Below are 19,944 nucleotides of genomic sequence, written 5' to 3'. Positions count from 1 at the left end.
TTGGTAAGGCTGGTCTTGGCATTAATTATTCTTGGTAATTATATATTTAAAGACTACAACAGAGTTGTAGTCTTTTTTTATACACATAACTATTATTGTGAAAAAATTATCTTTCTTTGTTATATAAAAATATATCCCCCTATCATATAAAAAATGTAAAAATAATTGGTTTTTACTTAGAATGCTTGAATTTAACTGATAAAGTATGATATAATTACATATAATATAATTAAATAGGAGGAACACAAATGGCATTAAAAAAAATGGGAAGACCAATGAAGATAATTACGGTCTTTATAGCAATTGCTATGCTAATTCCAGTATTTATGTCTGCTTACACATATTTTTCTAATATAGAGAAAAAAACTGTTATGTTAAAAATAGATGGAGAAAAGATATATAAGGAAGATTTTGATAAGAAATATGATAATTTTTCAAAACAAATAGAAAGCTTAAATGAACAAATAATTAAAGCTAAAAATTTAGATAAAGAAAAATATCAAGCACTGCCAGATGAATTAGTAAAAGGTTATGTTTTAGCTGGTCAAGTGTATGAAACATTAAATAAAGTTCTAACAAATGAATTAGGTGCTAGAGTATCTAAAAAAGAAATAGAACAAAAATTTAAAGAATTAGAAGAAGAATTAGGTGGAAGTAAAGCTCTAGTTACTGCATTAAATGCACAGGGTCAAACTGTAGAAAATTTAAGAGAAACAATTAAAATGTATTTATTAAATGATAAAAAATTAGAGATTATTAAACAAAAAATTTCTATTACTGATTCTGAAATAGAAGATAGATTTAATCAAAAAAAATTCTCAGAATATGAAGATAAATCATTTGCTGAAGTGAAAGATGAAGTTAAAGATGAGATTTTAAATGAAAAAGCAAAAATATATGAAAAATCATTAATGGAAAATAAATGGAATAATGCTAAAATTTCTATAAGTGATAAAACTATAGAACCAGTTGTAAATAAATTAAAAGAAGTATTTTTTGAAAAAGAAGAATACAAGTTTACATATATGGATGTATTATCTCAAGTTGTTAATCTATTTTTCAAACAAGGTAATGGATATACAGAAGATTTCCAAGAAATGATAAAAGGATTAATTGAATCAGATTTAGATAAGAAGATTAGAATTAGAGATAAGGCTATTGAATCAGGATTAACATTAAATAAAGACTTATTACCTAAATATCAATTAGAATATATTGCAGAAGAATATGTATCTAAATTAATAGGTTCATATGTTGCAAGTGAAGAAGAAATGAGAGCTATATTTAATAAATATCAAGGTGCATTTGACATTCAACACACAGTAAGTGGTGAAATAATTGGTAAGGCATATATACCTAGTGATGATGATGCAAAAGAAACAGAAAATAAGGTTATGGAATTAATGAAAGATATAACTAAAGAAAATTTTGCTGATAAAGCTAAAGAATTATCACAAGATCCTGGAAGTGCAAATAATGGTGGAGATTTAGGAAAATCAAATATTAATAATTTTGTTCCTGAATTTAAATCTGCTGTTGCTAAAGCTGAACCTGGAAGTATAGTTGGACCAATTAAAACACAATTTGGATATCATATTATTTTAGTTGAAGAAAAAGATAAAGATAATAAAGATATTGCAACTTTAAAACATATCTTAATAAAAGTTGAAGCTGGAGAAAAAACTAAAGAAGAAACTAAAAATAAGGTATTAGAAATTAAAGAATTAATAACAAGTAATAAATTAACATGGGAAAATATAGCAAGTGATAGTACAGGGAAATACAATGAATATGGTATAAAAGATCATTTTTCTAAAGTTAAAGAAAATGATAAGTTACCTGTAGTTGGTTATGATAAAACTGTAAATTCTAAATTATTTACTGCAAAAGTAGGAGATTTTATAGAAATTTCATTAGAAGATTCATTTGTAATTATTCAAAAAACAGAAGATATACCGTATAAAAAAGTTAGCTATGATGAAGTAAAAGAAAAATTAAACTTTATTTCAGCAACTGAGTATGTAACAAAACATTTGTTAGAAATATAATATGAATAAGGACAATCTTCTTTAGATTGTCCTTATTAAAAAATGGAGTGTAAAATGGAAAAAAAAACATCACCATATATTTTGATATTAATTTCATTTATCTCTATAATAGTTATTGGAGCAAGTATATTAACATTAAGTATTAGCTTACAAAATGGAGTTGAAATTTCATTTTTTGAAGCCTTATTTACTGCTACTTCTGCTGTAACAGTAACGGGATTAACTGTATTAGATGTAAGTAAAACATTTAGTGCATTTGGTAATGTTATAATATTAATATTAATACAATTAGGTGGACTTGGTATACTTACTTTTTCATCTTTAATAGTATTATTAGTATCAAAAAAAATTGGATATTATACAAAAAAAATTGTAAAGGAAGATTTAAATTTTGAGGATAAATTTGATATTTATTTATACATTAAGAAAGTAGCTATGGTTGTATTTGGGATAGAACTATTAGGTGCGATTTTTCTTTTATCAGATTTTTTGAAAAAATATAGTGTGGGTAAAGCTATTTTTTATTCGATTTTTCATTCTATTTCTGCATTTTGTAATGCAGGTTTTTCGTTGTATTCAAATAATTTAGAAAGTTTTGTTGATAATGTTTATGTAAATATTATCATTGCTTTTTTAATATTCACAGGGGGAGTAGGGTTTGCAGCTATTATAGATATATATGAATATATTCAAGGAAGAGGGAGAAGACTTACTATTAATACTAAATTTTCTCTATATATTACAGTTTCTTTATTATTCATAGGAATGTTCCTATTTTTAATTTTTGAATATACTAATAGTAGTAGTATAGGAGAAATGTCAGTTTTAAAGAAAATATTAGCTAGTTTTTTCCAATCTGTAAGTTTAAGAACTGCTGGATTTAATACAGTAAATTTAAGTGATTTAAGAATACCTACAGTATTAATTTCATGTATATTAATGTTTATTGGAGCATCTTCTGGGTCAACAGGTGGTGGAATAAAAACAAATACAGTTGGAATAATATTTTTAGGTATAAAGGCTTCTCTTAAAAGTAGGGAAGAAATTGTGTTTTCAAGAAGAAGAATTTCATTTAAGGCATTTAATAAGGCAGTAGCATTGTTGTTTATAGCATTGTCATATTTATTTGTAATCTTCTTATTAATGAGTCTTTTTGAAAGTGATAAAGATATAGTTAAGGTTTTATTTGAATTAATTTCTGCAATGGGAACTGTTGGGTTAAGTATGGGAATTACATCATCACTTACAGTATATTCTAAAATATTAATAATAATTACAATGTTTTTAGGTAGAGTTGGATTATTAACAGCAGTATTAGCATTATCAAGAAGTGCAGAAAAAGGTAAATATGTGTATCCAGAGGGAAATATATTAATTGGTTAGGAGAATTATGAAAAATTTTTTAGTAATTGGATTAGGAGAATTTGGAAAATCAGTAGCAAAAACTTTGTATAAAAGTGGAAATACAGTATTAGCTCTTGATTCATCAGAAGAATTAGTTAGACAAGCATTAGATGAAGAAATAGTAGATGAAGCGATAATTTTAGATGCAACAGAAGAAACAACTTTAAAAAATGTAATAAAAGATGATTTTGAAGTTGCCTTTGTTTGTATAGGAAGTAATATACAATCAAGTATATTGGTTACTTTACATTTAAAAGAACTTGGTATAAAGAAAATAATATGCAAGGCAGTTTCACATACTCAAGGTAAGGTGCTTAAAAAAATAGGTGCAGATATGGTTGTTTACCCAGAAGAATCTATGGGAGAAAAAATTGCTCTTGCATCTCTTAGACCTACAGTAGTAGAGCATTTTAGATTCTCTGAAGAATATTCAGTATTTGAGTTAATTATGCCAGAGGAATTTGTTGGTAAAACTTTAAAAGACCTTGATTTAAGAACTAAATATGAGGCTAACGTTATAGCAGTTAAATATGAAAATGGAGCTATGAATGTTACACCAGATCCTAATGATGTATTAAAAAAAGAAGAAACTTTAATACTATTGCTTAAAACAGAGATGATAGATAAAATAATAAAATAGGGGAGAATATGGATAATAAATACGATGTGTTAGTTATAGGTGCAGGACATGCAGGTATAGAATCTGCACTAGCAAGTGCTAGACTTGGACTAAAAACAGCTATGTTCACAATTACTTTAGATAATATAGGAGTTATGTCTTGTAATCCATCTTTAGGTGGTCCAGCTAAATCTCATTTAGTTAAAGAATTAGATGCTTTAGGTGGGCAAATGTCAAAAACTATAGATAAATCTTTTGTTCAAATTAGAATATTAAATACTAAAAAAGGACCAGCAGTAAGATCTTTAAGATCACAAGCTGATAGAAAAATCTATGCTAGAAATATGAAAAAAATAGTTGAAAATCAAGAAAATCTTGATGTTATTCAAGATATAGTTACAGAATTAATATATGAAAAAGACAGTGTTAAAGATTTTGTAGTTAGAGGTATAAAAACTAAAAATGGATTAGAATTTTTAGCAAAAAGTGTAATAATATGTTCTGGAACTTTTTTAAATGGACTTCTTTATGTTGGAGATAAAATAATTGAAGGTGGAAGAATGGGTGAATTATCAGCTAAAGATTTAACAAGTTCTTTAATTGATATGGGATTAAATATTAGAAGATTTAAAACAGGAACTTCACCTAGAATAGATGCTAGAACAATTAATTTTGATGTATTAGAAGAACAACCAGGAGAAACTTCTAAGGTTATTAAATTTTCAAATTCTACATCAGATGAAGTTATTAAAAATACTAAGCAACTTTCATGCTACATTACAAGAACAAACTTAAATCTACATCAAATAATTAGAGATAATTTAAATAGATCTCCTTTGTTTAATGGTACAATAAAAGATTCTGTTGGTCCAAGATATTGTCCATCTATTGAAGATAAAGTTGTTAAATTTAATGATAAAGACTCTCATCATTTATTCTTAGAACCAGAGGGATTTGATACAAATGAAGTATATATTTCAGGATTATCTACATCATATCCAGCTGATTTACAACAAAAAATGGTAAGACAGATTGAGGGACTTGAAAATGCAAGAATTATGAGATATGGATATGCAGTAGAATATGATTTTGTAAATCCTAATGAACTTGAATATACACTTGAAACTAAAAAAGTTAGAGGGCTATATCTAGCTGGTCAAATAAATGGTACTAGTGGATATGAAGAAGCAGCCGTTCAAGGATTAATTGCAGGTATAAATGCAAGCTTAGCAATTAAAGGAGAAGAACCATTATTACTTGAAAGAAATAATTCATATATTGCAACATTAATAGATGATTTAATTACTAAGGAAATTGAAGAACCATATAGAATGTTTACTGCAAGATCTGAATATAGGTTAATACTTAGAGAAGATAATGCTGATTTAAGATTATCACATATAGCTCATAAAATTGGTTTAGTTGATGATGAAACATATTCTAAAGTTTTAGAAAAACTTAATAATGTAGAAAAAGCTATAAAAATACTTGAGAATACTAAACTTGGAGTAAGTAATAAAAAATTAGTTGAAGTTTTAGAAAAAAATAATGAAACTTTGAAAAGTGGAACAACATTAAAAGAATTATTACGTAGACCTAGTTTTACATATGATGATATTAAATATATATCTGAAGATATAGAAATGGAAAATATACATTTTGATGAAGAAACAGAGTATCAAATTGAAGTACAAATTAAATATGAGGGATATATTGATAAAGCAAATGCAATGATAGAAAAACAAAGAAAATTAGAAGAAAAAATAATACCGTCTGAATTAAACTTTTTAGAAATTAAAGGAATAACTGGAGAAGCTAAACAAAAATTAAATGAGAGAAAACCTCATACAGTTGGACAAGCATCACGTATTGCAGGAGTAACACCTGCTGATATATCTGTATTATTAATGTATTTGGATGGAAAAATTAAACTATAGAAAGGGGAATAAATGGAGAAAAATGAAAAAACTTTTTCGAGAAAGAAAAAGGAAATAGGCGATAAAATAAAGGCTGTTAAGCAATTATTTGAAGAAGAAAAAATCGCAACTAAAGAAAAAGTTGTAACTAAAGAAAAACCTTTAGTAAAAAAAGTTGAAAGAAATAGAAAAAGAGAACCAAAAATAAAGGTAGTAGAGGAAAATGGTGATATAACTACTGATAAGACATATATAATTCCGCTAGGGGGTATAGAGGAAATTGGTAAGAACATGACGGTAATTCAGTATAGAGATGAGATGATAGTTATTGATGCTGGATTAACTTTTCCAGAAGATGAACATTTAGGAGTAGATTTAATTATACCTAGTTTTGAATATTTATCATCAAACTTATCTAAAGTTAAAGCATTACTAATTACTCATGGACATGAAGATCATATAGGTGCTGTACCTTATTTTTATCAAAAATTAGGTTCTGGTATACCTATGTATGGTGGAAAATTAAGTTTAGAATTAGCATTAGCTAAATTTGAAAAAGTTACTGTAAAAAAACCAAAATGTGTATATATATCTAATAGAAATGAAGTTAAAATTGGAAAATATTTTACTATTGAATTTGTAAGTGTAACACATTCAATTCCTGATTGTTATGCAATTAGAGTTAAAACACCTACAAGTACTATATTACATACAGGAGATTTTAAAGTTGATTTAACTCCTGTTAATGATGAAAAATTTGATTTTGGAAGACTTGCAAGTATAGGAGAAGAGGGAGTAGATTTATTATTATCTGATAGTACTAATGCTCAAGTTCCTGGTTCAACTCCGTCTGAATCAACAGTAGGAAGAAGTATAGATGCAGAAGTTTCTAAGGCTACAGGTAGAGTAATACTTGCATCATTTGCCTCACATGTACATAGAATACAACAAATTATACTTATAGCACAAAAATATGGTAGAAAAGTAGCTATAGACGGTAGAAGTATGCTTAAGATATTTGAAATATGTTCAAAACTTGGATATTTAAAAATACCAAAAAATATGATAATTACTTTAGAACAAGCTGAAAAAATGCCAGAGAATAAGGTTATGATAATATGTACAGGAACTCAAGGAGAGCCATTATCTGTTCTTTCAAGAATAGCAAATGGTACTCATAAATCAATATCTCTTAGAGCAAATGATAGAGTAATTATTTCAGGTTCACCTATACCCGGTAATGAAAAAGCAGCTTATAAGAATATTAATCAGTTACTTAAAAAAGAGGCTTCTGTAATATTTGAAAAGGTTATGGGAATACATGTTTCAGGACATGGTTGTCAAGAAGAACAAAAACTAATGATAAATTTAATTAAACCTAAGTATTTCATGCCAGTTCATGGAGAATATGTAATGCTTAAAAAACATAAAGAACTTGCTATGGAAGTAGGTATGTCAGAAGAAAATATTATACTTGCAGAAAATGGGTTTAAGCTTGAATTGACACCTAATAGTTTTAAGGTAGTAGGCAAAGTACCAAGTGGTGCAGTATATATTTATGGAGATAGTGTAGGTAATGTAAGAGAACATATACTAAAAGAAAGACAAATATTAGCTGATAATGGAGTTTTAGCTATATCTGTAGCTCAAAATTCTGAATTAAAATTCATAGGAGATCCGATAATATTTAGTAAAGGATTTTTATATAAAAAAGATGATATTACATCACAAATCACTGAAAGTATGAAAGAAGTTGTTAAATCAAAACTTGCATTTTTAGAACAAAAACAAGAACAAGATATAGAGAAAATAAAGACAGCAATAACAAATACTTTAAATAGTTTCTTTAATGATAATATAGGTAAAGTACCAACAGTTATAGTTACAGTAGTTAGAGTATAGAAGAGGTAATAATCATGGAACTTATATTAAAAGATAGTTTTAATTTTAATTTTAGTATATCAGATTTTGCACTAGATCCATTAAATCATACATTGATTACAACTGGAGATTCTTTAAACTTTTTAAATAATATGAAAAAAATAAAAAGTATAAAAGGTAAAATGAAAGAATCTTTAAGTATTAGATTTATTAAATATGAAAATCAACTTTTTCAAAGCAATGATTTTTATGTAATATGTTCTAATGATAAGGTGTATAAAGTAGATGGAAAAAGAAAAAAAATTGTAGAAGAAATAACTTTGCCTCTAAATAATGTTGAAAATATAATAGTAAGTAAAACAGGAAAGTTAGCATATATTTCAAATGGAATTTTGTATATAAATGACATGAATTTAGAAAACCTTAAGGTATTTCCGTTAACTGAATTAGGAGAGGGAAGATTTAAAGTATATATAAGTGATGAAAATATATTGATAAAACATAGAAAAATGTATGAAAGCACTGTTAATGTTTTACTATTTTCTTTACAACATTTGAAAAAAATATTTGAAATTACTTCAACTACAAACCATATTTATTCTAAAATTGTTGGTCTTAATTATTTATCTTCAACGGATGAGGGATATATTGAAGTATGGGATATATTAGAATCACAAATTAAATATTCATTTAAGTTGTCAAATTATAAGATAACGTATATAGAAAATGATAAAAACTTTTACTATTTTGGTAATATTAATGGAGAATTAATAGTTACAGATTTAGAGTTAAATGTAGTTAATAAAGTTAAGATTTTTCAAGATGAAATAAAGAAAATAAAAATCTTTAATTCAAAAATATATATTTTATCATTTAATAATAGAATGAAAGTATTTGATATAATAAATAATGAAAGTGCATTTGATAATATAGTAAATGATTTTATGCAAAAATATAATATACATGAAAGCTATAAAGAATTTTTTAATATAGATAGGGTAGTTAAAATTAAAGGATTTATAGATAATTTAGAAGCAGATAATATAGAATATACCCCTAGTTCTGAAAAAATATTTAAGGCATTTAACCAAAATATTTCTGATATAAAGGTATGTATTATGGGTAAAGATCCATATTTTCAAAAAGGTGTGGCAACTGGACTTGCCTTTGAAGTAAATAGTGAAAGTTGGATGGATGAAAAAGTAAATACATCATTAAAAAATATTTTGAAGTTAATATATAAAACATATACAGGTAATATGGCTGATATATCAGAAATAAGAAATAAGATATTAAAAAAAGAATTTAATATTTTAGTTCCTAATATGATATTTGAAAATTGGCAAAAACAAGGTGTATTATTGTTAAATTCTTCGTTGACTACAATTGTTGATAAAGCAGGGGCTCATCATAAATTCTGGGAGAGTATAATTAATGATTTAGTTGAATATATTAGTAAAAAGAATATTAATATAACATATCTTTTATGGGGAAATGATGCAGCTATTATGGAAAAACATATTTTAAATGGAGAAATAATTAAACATAATCATCCTGCTATTTGTGGAAATTTAAAAAATCAGAATGACTTTATGTTAGGTAAATCTTTTGAAAAAACTAAAAAATATATAAATTGGTTGGGAGAGTAAAAATGAATAAAATTTTATTAGAGGGATTAACTTTTGACGATGTGTTATTAGTACCTCAAAGTTCAAATGTAATACCAAGTGAGGTAGAATTGAAAACTAAATTAACTAAAAGATTATCATTGAATGTACCAATTATTAGTGCGGCAATGGATACAGTTACTGAGGCAGAACTTGCAATAGCTATAGCAAGAGAAGGTGGAATAGGATTTATTCATAAAAATATGACTATAGAAAGACAAGCTGATGAAGTAGGTAAAGTTAAAATATTTGAAAGTGGTATGATAACAAATCCTATTACTTTAAATATTGGTTCTGATTTACAAGAAGCTTATGATATAATGAAAAAATATAAGATATCTGGATTGCCAGTTATAAATAGTGAAAATGAATTATTAGGAATAATAACAAATAGAGATTTAAAATATAGAGAAGACTTAAGTGCTAAAGTTGTAGATGTTATGACAAAAGAAAATTTAATTACAGCTAAAGTTGGAACAACTTTTGAAGAGGCTAAACAAATCTTATTAGAACATAGAATAGAAAAATTACCTATAGTTGAAAATGGTAAATTAAAAGGATTAATTACTATTAAAGATATAGATAATGTTGCAAATTATCCTAATGCTTGTAAAGATGAAAAAGGAAGATTAAGAGTTGGTGCAGCAGTAGGAATAGGAGCAGATACTCTAAGAAGAGTTAAGGCTTTAGTAGATGCAGGAGTAGATGTAATTACTGTTGATTCTGCTCATGGGCATTCAAGAGGTGTAATTGAAAAAATAAAAGAAATTAGAAGAGAATTTCCAAATTTAAATTTAATAGGTGGAAATATAGTTACAAAACAAGCAGCAATAGATTTAGTAGAAGCTGGAGTAGATGCTGTAAAAGTTGGAGTAGGTCCAGGTTCTATTTGTACAACTCGTGTTGTATCAGGTGTTGGTATGCCACAATTATCTGCTGTAATGGAAGTTGCAGAATATTGTAATGAAAAAGGAATAGGAGTAATTGCAGATGGTGGAATAAAACTTTCTGGAGATATAGTTAAGGCTATAGCAGCAGGAGCTGATTGTGTAATGTTAGGTGGATTACTTGCTGGAACACATGAATCACCAGGAGAAGAAATACTATATAATGGTAGAGCATATAAGAGTTATGTAGGTATGGGTTCATTAATAGCTATGAAAAGAGGAAGTAAGGATAGATATTTCCAACTTGAATCTGCTACTGATAAATTAGTACCTGAGGGAATAGAATCTATGGTTCCTTTAAAAGGTAAATTAAAAGATGTTTTATTCCAATTATGTGGAGGATTACGTTCAGGTATGGGATATTGTGGAACACCTACTATAGAAGAATTAAAAATTAATGGGAAATTTGTTAGAATTACTAATGCAGGATTAAAAGAATCACATCCACATGATGTTATAGTAACAAAAGAAGCACCAAATTATAGTGGAATTAAATAGGAGAAATATGTTACTTTTTAATCTCGATAACAAAGAAGAAAAAAAGAAAGAATATGAAAAATTAATAAAAGATATACAAATATTCAATCATCATTACTATAACCTAGATGAAAGTTTGATTTCAGATCAAGAATATGATGAATTATTAAAAAAAGTAGAATTGTTAGAAAAAGAATTTCCTGAATTAAAACTAGAAAATTCCCCAACAGAAATTATAGGGGGAAAATCTAGTGATAAATTCAAAAAGGTAAGACATAAAAAATCTATGTTAAGTCTTGCTAATACATATTCTATGGAAGATTTAAAAGCTTTTGATCAGAGGGTGAAAAAAGAAGTTGGTAGTAATGTTGAGTACATTTTAGAATTAAAACTAGATGGATTGAGTATTAGTTTAATTTATGAAAAAGGTAGATTAATACAAGCAATTACTCGTGGAGATGGTAGTGTAGGAGAAGATGTTACTGAAAATGTAATACAAATATCAAGTATTCCTAAAATATTAAAAGATGAAATTGATTTAGAAGTAAGAGGAGAAATAGTTTTACCTCTTAAAGAGTTTGAAAGAATTAATAGGGAAAGAGAAGAAAATGGAGAAACAGTTTTTGCTAATCCAAGAAATGTAGCTTCTGGAACTATTAGACAACTTGATTATTCTATAGTTAAAGATAGAAATCTTGATTGTTATTTATACTATTTAGTTGATTCTGAAAAATATGGTTTAAATACACAATTAGAGTCTATAGAATATATTAAAAAACTTGGATTTAAAACTACAGGAGTATTTGTTAAATGTAGTAAAATTGAAGATTTAGAAAAAGAAATTCAATATTGGGATAATAATAGAAAAAAATTAGAGTATGAAACAGATGGCTTAGTAATTAAGGTAAATGAATATTATTTACATAATTTACTAGGTTATACTGCAAAATCTCCAAGATGGGCAATTGCATATAAGTTTAAGGCTGAACAAAAAGAAACCAAAATGTTAGATATAAGTTTTCAAGTAGGTAGAACAGGGGTAATTACACCTGTTGCTGAATTAGAGCCAGTACATATATCTGGTTCTGTTTTAAGACGTGCATCTTTACATAATATTGATGAAATAAAAAGGTTAGGATTAAAAATTGGAGATACTGTAATAGTTGAAAAGGCTGCTGAAATTATACCACAAGTAGTAAAGGTATTAGTAGAAAAAAGAACTGGTGTTGAAAAAGACATTGAAGTTATAAAAAACTGTCCTAGTTGTAATAGTGTTGTAATTAAGGAAGAAGGACAAGTAGCACTTAAATGTAAAAATCCTAATTGTATAGAAAAATTAAAAAGAAAGATTGAATATTTTGTAAGTAGAGATGCTTTAAACATTCAAGGTTTAGGAAATAGAATAGTTGATAGATTTGTAGATTTAGGATACATTAAATCTGTTACAGATATATTTAAACTTGAAAACTATAAAGAAGAATTAATAAAATTAGATAAAATGGGAGCTAAAAGTATTGAAAAACTTTTAAATAATATAGAAGAGGCTAAACATATAAGTTTTGATAAACTATTTTATTCTTTAGGTATAGAATATGTTGGTAAAACTACATCAAAATTAGTTGTATCACATTTTGGTAATATAGAAAATATTATTAATGCTAATTTAGAGGAACTTGTATTAATAGAGGGCATAGGAGATAAAGTAAGTTCATCTATATATAGTTATTTTAAGGATAGTGAAAATATATCTTTAATAAATGAAATTAAAAATATAGGCTTTAACCTAAGTTTTGAAAAAGAACAAATATTAAATAATAATTTTATAACTAATAAAAAGTTTTTAGCTACTGGTAAATTTATAAATTACAAACGTGAAGAAATTAAAGAGATTATTGAGAAAAACGGTGGTATTTATTTATCAAGTGTAAGTAAAAATTTAGATTATTTAATAATAGGAGAAAAAGCTGGTTCCAAATTAGAAAAAGCAGAAAAATTAGGGATTAAAGTTATAACAGAAGAAGAATTTTTAAAATTAAGTGAATTGAAAGGTTGATACATGAATTTATTAATACCAAATGGATATAAAACTAGTTTAGATATTATGCAAACAGAGATTGCAATTAAAGAAATAAAAGATTTTTTTGAAAGAGGTTTAGCAGATGCCCTAAATTTAACAAGAATTTCTGCTCCTTTATTTGTCGTAAAATCTACAGGATTAAATGATGATTTAAGTGGAATTGAAAGACCAGTATCATTTGATATGAAAGAAGAACCAAATAATACAATAGAAATTATACATTCTCTTGCAAAATGGAAAAGAATGGCTTTAAAAAGATATGGAATTAAGGAAAATTATGGTATCTATACAGATATGAATGCTATTAGACGTGATGAAGATTTAGATAATACTCATTCTATATATGTAGACCAATGGGATTGGGAGTTAGTTATTTCAAAAGAAACTAGAGATAGAGGAATAGAATTTTTAAAAGAAGTAGTAACTAAGATTTATAAAGTATTTTTAGCTACAGAATCATATGTTAATATGAAATATCATGATTTAAAACAATTACTTCCTAATGATATTTATTTCTTAACTTCTCAAGAACTTGAAGATATGTATCCAAATTTAAGTTCAAAAGAAAGAGAAAATGAAATTACTAAAAAACATAAGGCAGTATTTTTAATGCAAATAGGAAAGACATTAAATAGTGGAGAAAAACATGATGGAAGAGCTCCAGATTACGATGATTGGGAATTAAATGGAGATATATTAGTATGGAATGATATTTTAAAATCTGCCTTTGAATTATCATCTATGGGAATTAGAGTAGATAAGGAAACATTAAAAAAACAATTAAAACTTTCAGGTAATCAAGATAAAGAAAATTTAGATTACCATAGAATGTTATTAAATAATCAATTACCTTTAACAATAGGTGGAGGACTAGGTCAATCAAGAATTTGTATGTTTTTATTACAAAAAGCACATATAGGAGAAGTTCAAGCATCTATATGGACTAAAGAAATAGAAGAAGAATGTTTAAAAAATGGAATAAATTTACTATAATAAAAGAAAAGTTTGAGGTAATGTAAAATAATAAAGTAAGGCGGTAGAGATGCAAAAAATAGAAAAATATTTGAAAGAAAAAGGAATTAAACCCTCGATACATAGAATTAAAATATTTGATTATCTTAATTCAAATCATGTACACCCAACTGCGGATAAAATATATAAAGATTTATTGCCAGAATTACCTACATTGTCAAAAACAACAGTATATAATACTTTAAATCTTTTTGTAGAAAATAAGATTGCAAATGCTATTGTAATAGAGGGAAATGAAATAAGATATGATGTAGAAAATTATCCACATGGACATTTTAAGTGTTTAAAATGTAATAAAATGATTGATTTTAAAATAGATTATTATAAAAAAGATTTAGAAAAATTAGGTAATATTTCCATAGATGAAGTAATGTTTTATATTAAAGGTTTATGTGAAAATTGCAAAGATAAATAAAATATATAGTTGTATATATAATTTATATAGTTAATATATGGAAAAAAATTTAAAAATGTAGTAAAATATAAACTAAGTTATTAATATAAAAGTGAAAGGAGTAGATAAATATGGGAGATAAACAACAAGATGAAATACTATTAGAAGTAAAAGATTTAATTACAAGTTTTCGTATAAAAGATTCATATTATAATGCTGTTGATGGCGTTAGTTTTGATTTGAAAAAAAATGAAGTATTAGCCATAGTTGGTGAATCAGGATGTGGTAAATCAACACTTGCAACATCAATAATGGGATTACATAACCCTATATATACAAAAGTTTCTGGAGAAATTAATTTTGAAGGAAGCAATTTAGTTGATTTTACAGAAAAAGATTTTAATAATATAAGAGGAGCAAAGATTGGAATGATATTCCAAGATCCTTTATCTGCATTAAATCCATTGATGAAAATAGGAGATCAGATAGAAGAAGGATTAAAATATCATACAACTTTAACACCAGAAGAAAGAAAAAATAGAGTAAAGGAATTAATCGCAAAAGTTGGAATTAGTAATCCAGAAAGAGTTATGAAGCAATTTCCTCATGAATTATCAGGGGGTATGAGACAAAGAATAATAATTGCTATAGCACTTTCATGTAAACCTGATATTTTAATTGCAGATGAACCAACAACTGCACTTGATGTTACTATACAAGCTCAAATATTAGATTTACTTCGTGAATTACAATCTGAGATTGGTGCAGGTATTATATTAATAACACATGATTTAGGAGTTGTAGCAGAAATGGCTGATAGAGTAGCTGTAATGTATGCAGGAGAGATAGTTGAAATAGCTACAGTATATGATTTATTTAAAAATCCACAACATCCATATACTAAATCATTACTTAGTTCAATACCACAAATGGATTCAAATTCAGAAGATGATTTACATGTAATACATGGTACAGTTCCATCTTTAAAAAATCTACCAAGACAAGGGTGTAGATTTAGACATAGAATACCTTGGATTAATAATGATGAGCATGAAGATATGCCAACTTTACATGAAGTTGAAAAAGGACATTTTGTTAGATGTACTTGTTATAAAAACTTCTATTTTGCAAAAGAAGGTGAGAAGTAGTGAACAAATTAATAAAATTAGAGGGACTTAAGGTTCATTATCCAATCAGAGGAGGGTTTTTCAATACTATTAAAGATTATGTTAGAGCCGTTGATGGTGTTAGCATGGAAATAGAAAAAGGAAAAACTTATGGATTAGTAGGTGAATCAGGTTCTGGAAAGTCAACTATAGGTAAATCAATTATTGGGTTAGAAAAAATTACTGAGGGTAAATTATTTTACGAGGGAGAAGAAATAAACTTAAATAGAGTTAAAAGAAGATCAATGTATAGAAAAAATGTACAAATGATATTCCAAGATTCTATGTCGTCTTTAAATCCTAAAAAGAGAGTTATTGATTTATTATCAGAACCATTAAAGAATTTTGAAAATTTTACTCCAGAACAAGAAAGAAAAAGAGTAATTGAATTATTAGAAATAGTAGGAATGACAGAAGATAATATAGTTAAATATCCACATGAATTTAGTGGTGGTCAAAGACAAAGATTAGGAGTTGCAAGAGCGATAGCAACTAACCCTAAATTAATAATTGCAGATGAACCAGTATCAGCACTTGATTTATCTGTTCAAGCACAAGTTTTAAATTATATGAAAAAAATACAAAAATATTTAGGTTTAAGCTACATTTTCATATCACATGATTTAGGTGTAGTAAAACATATGTGTGATCATATATCTATAATGTATAAGGGAAGATTTGTTGAAACAGGAAATAAGAATATAATTTACTCTGATCCAAAACATATTTATACTAAGAGATTAATAGCTGCTATACCTGATGTTAATCCTCTTGTTAGAGATGAAAAAAGAGATTTTAGAATAAAGATTGATAAAGAATATAAAGAACTAGAAAATGTATATTATGATAAAAAAGGAAAAGTATTTGATTTACAATTATTAGATGCTTCTTCTGAACATTATGTAGCTTTAAATAAAGGAGGTAAATAAGTATGTGGAAAACGGTTTTAAGAAGAGTTTTAGCAATGATTCCTCAATTATTTATCTTAAGTTTAATAGTGTTTATTGTTGCTAAATTAATGCCTGGTGATCCATTTACTGGATTAATTTCACCAACAACACCACCTGAAGCTATTGAAAAATTAAGAAGAGAAGCAGGATTATATGACCCTTTATATACTCAATATATTAATTGGATGAGTAGAGCTTTTAACGGTAATTTTGGTATAAGTTATACATATAAATTACCAGTTACAAGAATTATAGGTGAAAGAATATATAATACATTCTTTTTATCATTATTATCTGTTATATTAATGTATTCTATAGCATTACCATTAGGAATATTAAGTGGAAGATATAACGGTTCAAAATTAGATAAAATTGTTACGATTTATAATTTTATAAGCTATGCAATGCCTACATTTATTTTATCATTATTAATGGTATTTATATTTGGATATAAATTAAGAATATTCCCAACTGGTGGTTCAGTTGACTTAGGTTATGTTCCAGGTAGTTTAGATTATGTAATTAATAAAATATATCACTTGATACTGCCAGCAATAACATATGCACTGCTTGCAACTACAAGTACAATTAGATATTTAAGAAGTGAAATTATAGATTCTAAATCATTAGATTATGTTAAAACAGCAAAAGCAAAAGGTGTACCAGAATCAGTAGTTTATTCAAGACATATTTTTAGAAACTCTGTTTTACCTATTGCAGCATTTTTAGGGTATACAATTACAGGATTATTTGGAGGGTCTATATTTATAGAAACAATATTTAATTATCCTGGTATGGGACAATTATTTATTTCTTCAATATCATCAAGAGATTATTCTGTTATTACAACATTAATATTATTCTATGGATTTTTAAGTTTATTAGGGTCATTATTATCTGATATTTTATTAATGATAGTAGATCCGAGAATAAGAATAGAGTAAAGGAGGAGAAAATGAATACAAATGAAAATTTAGAAAAAGATGAATTTATGGAAGATAGTTTAAAAAATGAAGTACCTTCAGGATTTAACGTAATTAAAAGAGAATTTCAAAAAGATAAAGTTGCTCTATTTTCTCTAACTTTATTATCAATATTAATTATAGTAATATTCTTTTCAGCAACATTTTTACTAGATGTAGAAGATGTAATGAAAGTTAGATTATTAGATAAATATGCAGCACCACTTGAGGGATATTGGTTAGGAGCTGACTATGGGGGACGTAGTATACTTGGTCAGTTGATTATTGGAGCTAGAAATTCTATAGTAATAGGATTTTCAGTTACTATTATTACTTCATTTATAGGTATAGTTGTTGGAGTAATTATTGCATATTATGGTGGTTGGATAGAAAATCTTTCAATGAGAATTATAGATTTTATAAGCATTTTACCAACTACATTAATAATAATAGTATTTGTTACTATAGTGCCAAGATATAATGTTGTTACGTTTATAATGATAATGTCTATTTTCTATTGGACAGGAAATGCAAGACTAATTCGTGGTAAGGTATTATCAGAAGTAAGAAGAGATTATATCAATGCCTCAAAAACTATGGGAACTAGTGATATTAAAATAATATTTAGAGAATTACTTCCTAATATTTCATCATTAATTATAGTTGGATTAACTTTAGGATTTGCAGGTAATTTAGGTATAGAAACTGGATTAACATTTTTAGGATATGGATTACCACCTCAAGTTCCGTCTTTAGGAATTTTAATAAGTTATGCAACAGCACCAGAAGTGCTTTCTGATAAATGGTGGGTATGGATGCCAGCATCATTATTAATATTAGTAATAATGTTATGTATTAACTATATAGGAGAAGCATTAAAGAGAGCTAGTGATGCTAGACAAAGATTAGGATAATTTAAAATGTACCTCTATCTTGAATAAAGATTAGAGGTCTTTTTTTATATTTAAAAAAATCTATATCATAATATGGAAATTAAGGTAAAAAAAGCACATAATATCATATATTTTTAAATCAATTAAATATTTGTAATAAAATTTCACATAAAGCTATTGACAAAATATCGTGGGGGGGGGGTATAATGTTTAGAGTTATTAAAAAAGGAAAAAAAGGAGAAAGTTGTGAGTAAAAATTGGTATGTTAGGAGTATCATTTTTTTTATGTCGATTTTGGCTAATGCTGAAACAATTGATGATAGAATAAATGAAGATATTAAAAAAATACATGATATTGAAAAAGAAATTAAGTATGATAAAACACTTAAAGACCCAGATGAGGTTCGTATAGAAAATGAGGAGAATATAAGTGCAGAATTAAATAAAGATTTTACACTTTCTAAAAAACTTAAAATTGATTTAAAAAAAGGTAAAAAACAAAATAGTTTAAAACTTATAAATAACGCTAATTTTTTATTTAATGAAGAAATTGTTGAATGGGATAAAGATAATCATGGTGTAATTATAGAAGATATGAATTTAATGTATATAGTGAATAATAAGAAAATTGAAAATACAAATAATATAGGCTATAATAATTCTATTACATTGCGTTCAAAATATCAATATATTAAAAATTCAAAAAATGCGATATTAAAAAATATTTTATTAGAGAGTTTTTCTAAAGAATTATCCGTTTTAGATAATGAGGGGACAATATATAATAGTGGGATAGATAGTACATCTCTTAAAGATATAAGTTTCATAAATAGGAAAAAAGGGTTATTGTATAATAATAATATGACACTTAAATCTTTTCAAAATTTAAACTTTAAGAATGAGGGTAAAATAGATTATGATAAAAATTTTCAAAGACAAATTATTATATATTCTGATAAAAGAGCAGATTTTATAAATTCTGGAACAATAAATGCTTCTACAATTGATATTTATGTTTTAGATTTAGTTAGCGATGAAAGTAGTAAATATAGAAATAGATATTTAAACTTTTTAAATACAAAAACTGGTATAATTAAAGCACTTGGATTTACTTATTTAACCTATAATATAAATTTTAAAAATTTTGGTAATATAGAAATGGAAGATGAGTCTTATATTGATAGTTTTACTGGATTAATAGAAAATAATGGTAGAATTAAAGGAAATGTTAATATTTTAAGAGAAATTAGTTCACTTGATGATGAAGAAGTAAAAAAATACCCTCCTTTAATAGTAAATTTACAAAATGGAACATTAGAGGGAAATTTAATATTACATAGAAAAAATATTAACGAAACAATAGTTACAATAAAATCAATGGACAATGTAACCGGAACATTAGATAGTAGTATAGGAGACAATGATACATTAAGACTAATAGGAAGTGGAGAAGTAAAAGATAAGAATAAATTTAAGGACTTTGAAAAGATAAATCTACAAAACTCTAATTG

General features: G+C 26.1%; 14 protein-coding genes and 1 pseudogene. All 15 read left to right on the top strand.

Annotated elements, in window-relative coordinates; translation table 11 throughout:
* Positions 1–248 precede the first annotated feature (248 nt).
* A complete protein-coding gene (locus BT993_RS05465) occupies positions 249–2,048 on the top strand; it encodes a peptidylprolyl isomerase (protein ID WP_072593585.1) in 1,800 nt (599 codons plus the stop codon).
* A 54-nt stretch (positions 2,049–2,102) separates the two neighbouring features.
* Positions 2,103–3,431: a TrkH family potassium uptake protein gene (locus BT993_RS05460; protein WP_072593584.1), complete on the top strand. Its 1,329-nt coding sequence runs from the start codon at positions 2,103–2,105 to the stop codon at positions 3,429–3,431.
* Between the two features lie 7 nt (positions 3,432–3,438).
* Positions 3,439–4,092 carry a potassium channel family protein gene (locus BT993_RS05455; protein WP_072593583.1) on the top strand — a complete coding sequence of 218 codons (654 nt, stop codon included), beginning with the start codon at positions 3,439–3,441 and terminating at the stop codon, positions 4,090–4,092.
* A gap of 8 nt (positions 4,093–4,100) precedes the next feature.
* A complete protein-coding gene (gene mnmG / locus BT993_RS05450; RefSeq protein WP_064605719.1) occupies positions 4,101–6,008 on the top strand; it encodes a tRNA uridine-5-carboxymethylaminomethyl(34) synthesis enzyme MnmG in 1,908 nt (635 codons plus the stop codon).
* A 12-nt stretch (positions 6,009–6,020) separates the two neighbouring features.
* Positions 6,021–7,889 carry a ribonuclease J gene (locus BT993_RS05445; protein WP_064605717.1) on the top strand — a complete coding sequence of 623 codons (1,869 nt, stop codon included), beginning with the start codon at positions 6,021–6,023 and terminating at the stop codon, positions 7,887–7,889.
* Between the two features lie 14 nt (positions 7,890–7,903).
* A complete protein-coding gene (locus tag BT993_RS07515) occupies positions 7,904–9,517 on the top strand; it encodes a uracil-DNA glycosylase family protein (RefSeq protein ID WP_072593582.1) in 1,614 nt (537 codons plus the stop codon).
* Positions 9,518–9,519: 2 nt separating this feature from the next.
* The gene (guaB, locus tag BT993_RS05435) at positions 9,520–10,980 is read left to right on the top strand and encodes an IMP dehydrogenase (RefSeq protein ID WP_064605713.1); all 1,461 of its coding nucleotides are present in this window, start codon (positions 9,520–9,522) and stop codon (positions 10,978–10,980) included.
* 7 nt (positions 10,981–10,987) lie between these two features.
* A complete protein-coding gene (gene ligA / locus BT993_RS05430) occupies positions 10,988–13,012 on the top strand; it encodes an NAD-dependent DNA ligase LigA (protein ID WP_072593581.1) in 2,025 nt (674 codons plus the stop codon).
* A 3-nt stretch (positions 13,013–13,015) separates the two neighbouring features.
* Positions 13,016–14,029 (top strand): aspartate--ammonia ligase, encoded by a 1,014-nt coding sequence (gene asnA, locus BT993_RS05425; RefSeq protein WP_072593580.1) that lies wholly within the window; start codon positions 13,016–13,018, stop codon positions 14,027–14,029.
* Positions 14,030–14,078: 49 nt separating this feature from the next.
* Entirely contained in the window at positions 14,079–14,483 is a 405-nt protein-coding gene (locus tag BT993_RS05420) for a Fur family transcriptional regulator (protein WP_072593579.1), read from the top strand.
* A gap of 110 nt (positions 14,484–14,593) precedes the next feature.
* A complete protein-coding gene (locus tag BT993_RS05415) occupies positions 14,594–15,610 on the top strand; it encodes an ABC transporter ATP-binding protein (protein WP_072593578.1) in 1,017 nt (338 codons plus the stop codon).
* Positions 15,610–16,557, top strand: a complete 948-nt coding sequence (locus BT993_RS05410) for an ATP-binding cassette domain-containing protein (RefSeq protein WP_072593577.1) — start codon at positions 15,610–15,612, stop codon at positions 16,555–16,557. Before BT993_RS05415 ends, BT993_RS05410 begins: the two co-directional genes overlap by 1 nt.
* A 2-nt stretch (positions 16,558–16,559) precedes the next feature.
* Complete coding sequence (opp4B, locus tag BT993_RS05405; protein ID WP_072593576.1) at positions 16,560–17,522, top strand: oligopeptide ABC transporter permease; 963 nt, start codon at positions 16,560–16,562, stop codon at positions 17,520–17,522.
* Positions 17,523–17,533: 11 nt separating this feature from the next.
* Positions 17,534–18,454 carry an ABC transporter permease gene (locus tag BT993_RS05400; protein ID WP_072593575.1) on the top strand — a complete coding sequence of 307 codons (921 nt, stop codon included), beginning with the start codon at positions 17,534–17,536 and terminating at the stop codon, positions 18,452–18,454.
* Between the two features lie 264 nt (positions 18,455–18,718).
* Positions 18,719–19,944, top strand: a pseudogene (locus BT993_RS05395) (autotransporter domain-containing protein); the annotation flags it as partial.

It is taken from the genome of Streptobacillus ratti (assembly GCF_001891165.1).
GTDB lineage: Bacteria > Fusobacteriota > Fusobacteriia > Fusobacteriales > Leptotrichiaceae > Streptobacillus > Streptobacillus ratti.
Note: the sequence above shows the minus strand (reverse complement) of the source record. Positions and strands in the feature narration are given on the sequence as shown.

Excerpts from the sequence above, each read along its gene's own strand:
- BT993_RS05415 (WP_072593578.1), top strand. The coding sequence starts at position 14,594 with ATGGGAGATAAACAACAAGATGAAATACTATTAGAAGTAAAAGATTTA.
- BT993_RS05445 (WP_064605717.1), top strand. The coding sequence starts at position 6,021 with ATGGAGAAAAATGAAAAAACTTTTTCGAGAAAGAAAAAGGAAATAGGC.
- BT993_RS05420 (WP_072593579.1), top strand. The coding sequence starts at position 14,079 with ATGCAAAAAATAGAAAAATATTTGAAAGAAAAAGGAATTAAACCCTCG.
- BT993_RS05400 (WP_072593575.1), top strand. The coding sequence starts at position 17,534 with ATGAATACAAATGAAAATTTAGAAAAAGATGAATTTATGGAAGATAGT.
- BT993_RS05460 (WP_072593584.1), top strand. The coding sequence starts at position 2,103 with ATGGAAAAAAAAACATCACCATATATTTTGATATTAATTTCATTTATC.
- BT993_RS05465 (WP_072593585.1), top strand. The coding sequence starts at position 249 with ATGGCATTAAAAAAAATGGGAAGACCAATGAAGATAATTACGGTCTTT.
- opp4B (WP_072593576.1), top strand. The coding sequence starts at position 16,560 with ATGTGGAAAACGGTTTTAAGAAGAGTTTTAGCAATGATTCCTCAATTA.
- BT993_RS05455 (WP_072593583.1), top strand. The coding sequence starts at position 3,439 with ATGAAAAATTTTTTAGTAATTGGATTAGGAGAATTTGGAAAATCAGTA.
- guaB (WP_064605713.1), top strand. The coding sequence starts at position 9,520 with ATGAATAAAATTTTATTAGAGGGATTAACTTTTGACGATGTGTTATTA.
- BT993_RS07515 (WP_072593582.1), top strand. The coding sequence starts at position 7,904 with ATGGAACTTATATTAAAAGATAGTTTTAATTTTAATTTTAGTATATCA.
- asnA (WP_072593580.1), top strand. The coding sequence starts at position 13,016 with ATGAATTTATTAATACCAAATGGATATAAAACTAGTTTAGATATTATG.
- ligA (WP_072593581.1), top strand. The coding sequence starts at position 10,988 with ATGTTACTTTTTAATCTCGATAACAAAGAAGAAAAAAAGAAAGAATAT.
- mnmG (WP_064605719.1), top strand. The coding sequence starts at position 4,101 with ATGGATAATAAATACGATGTGTTAGTTATAGGTGCAGGACATGCAGGT.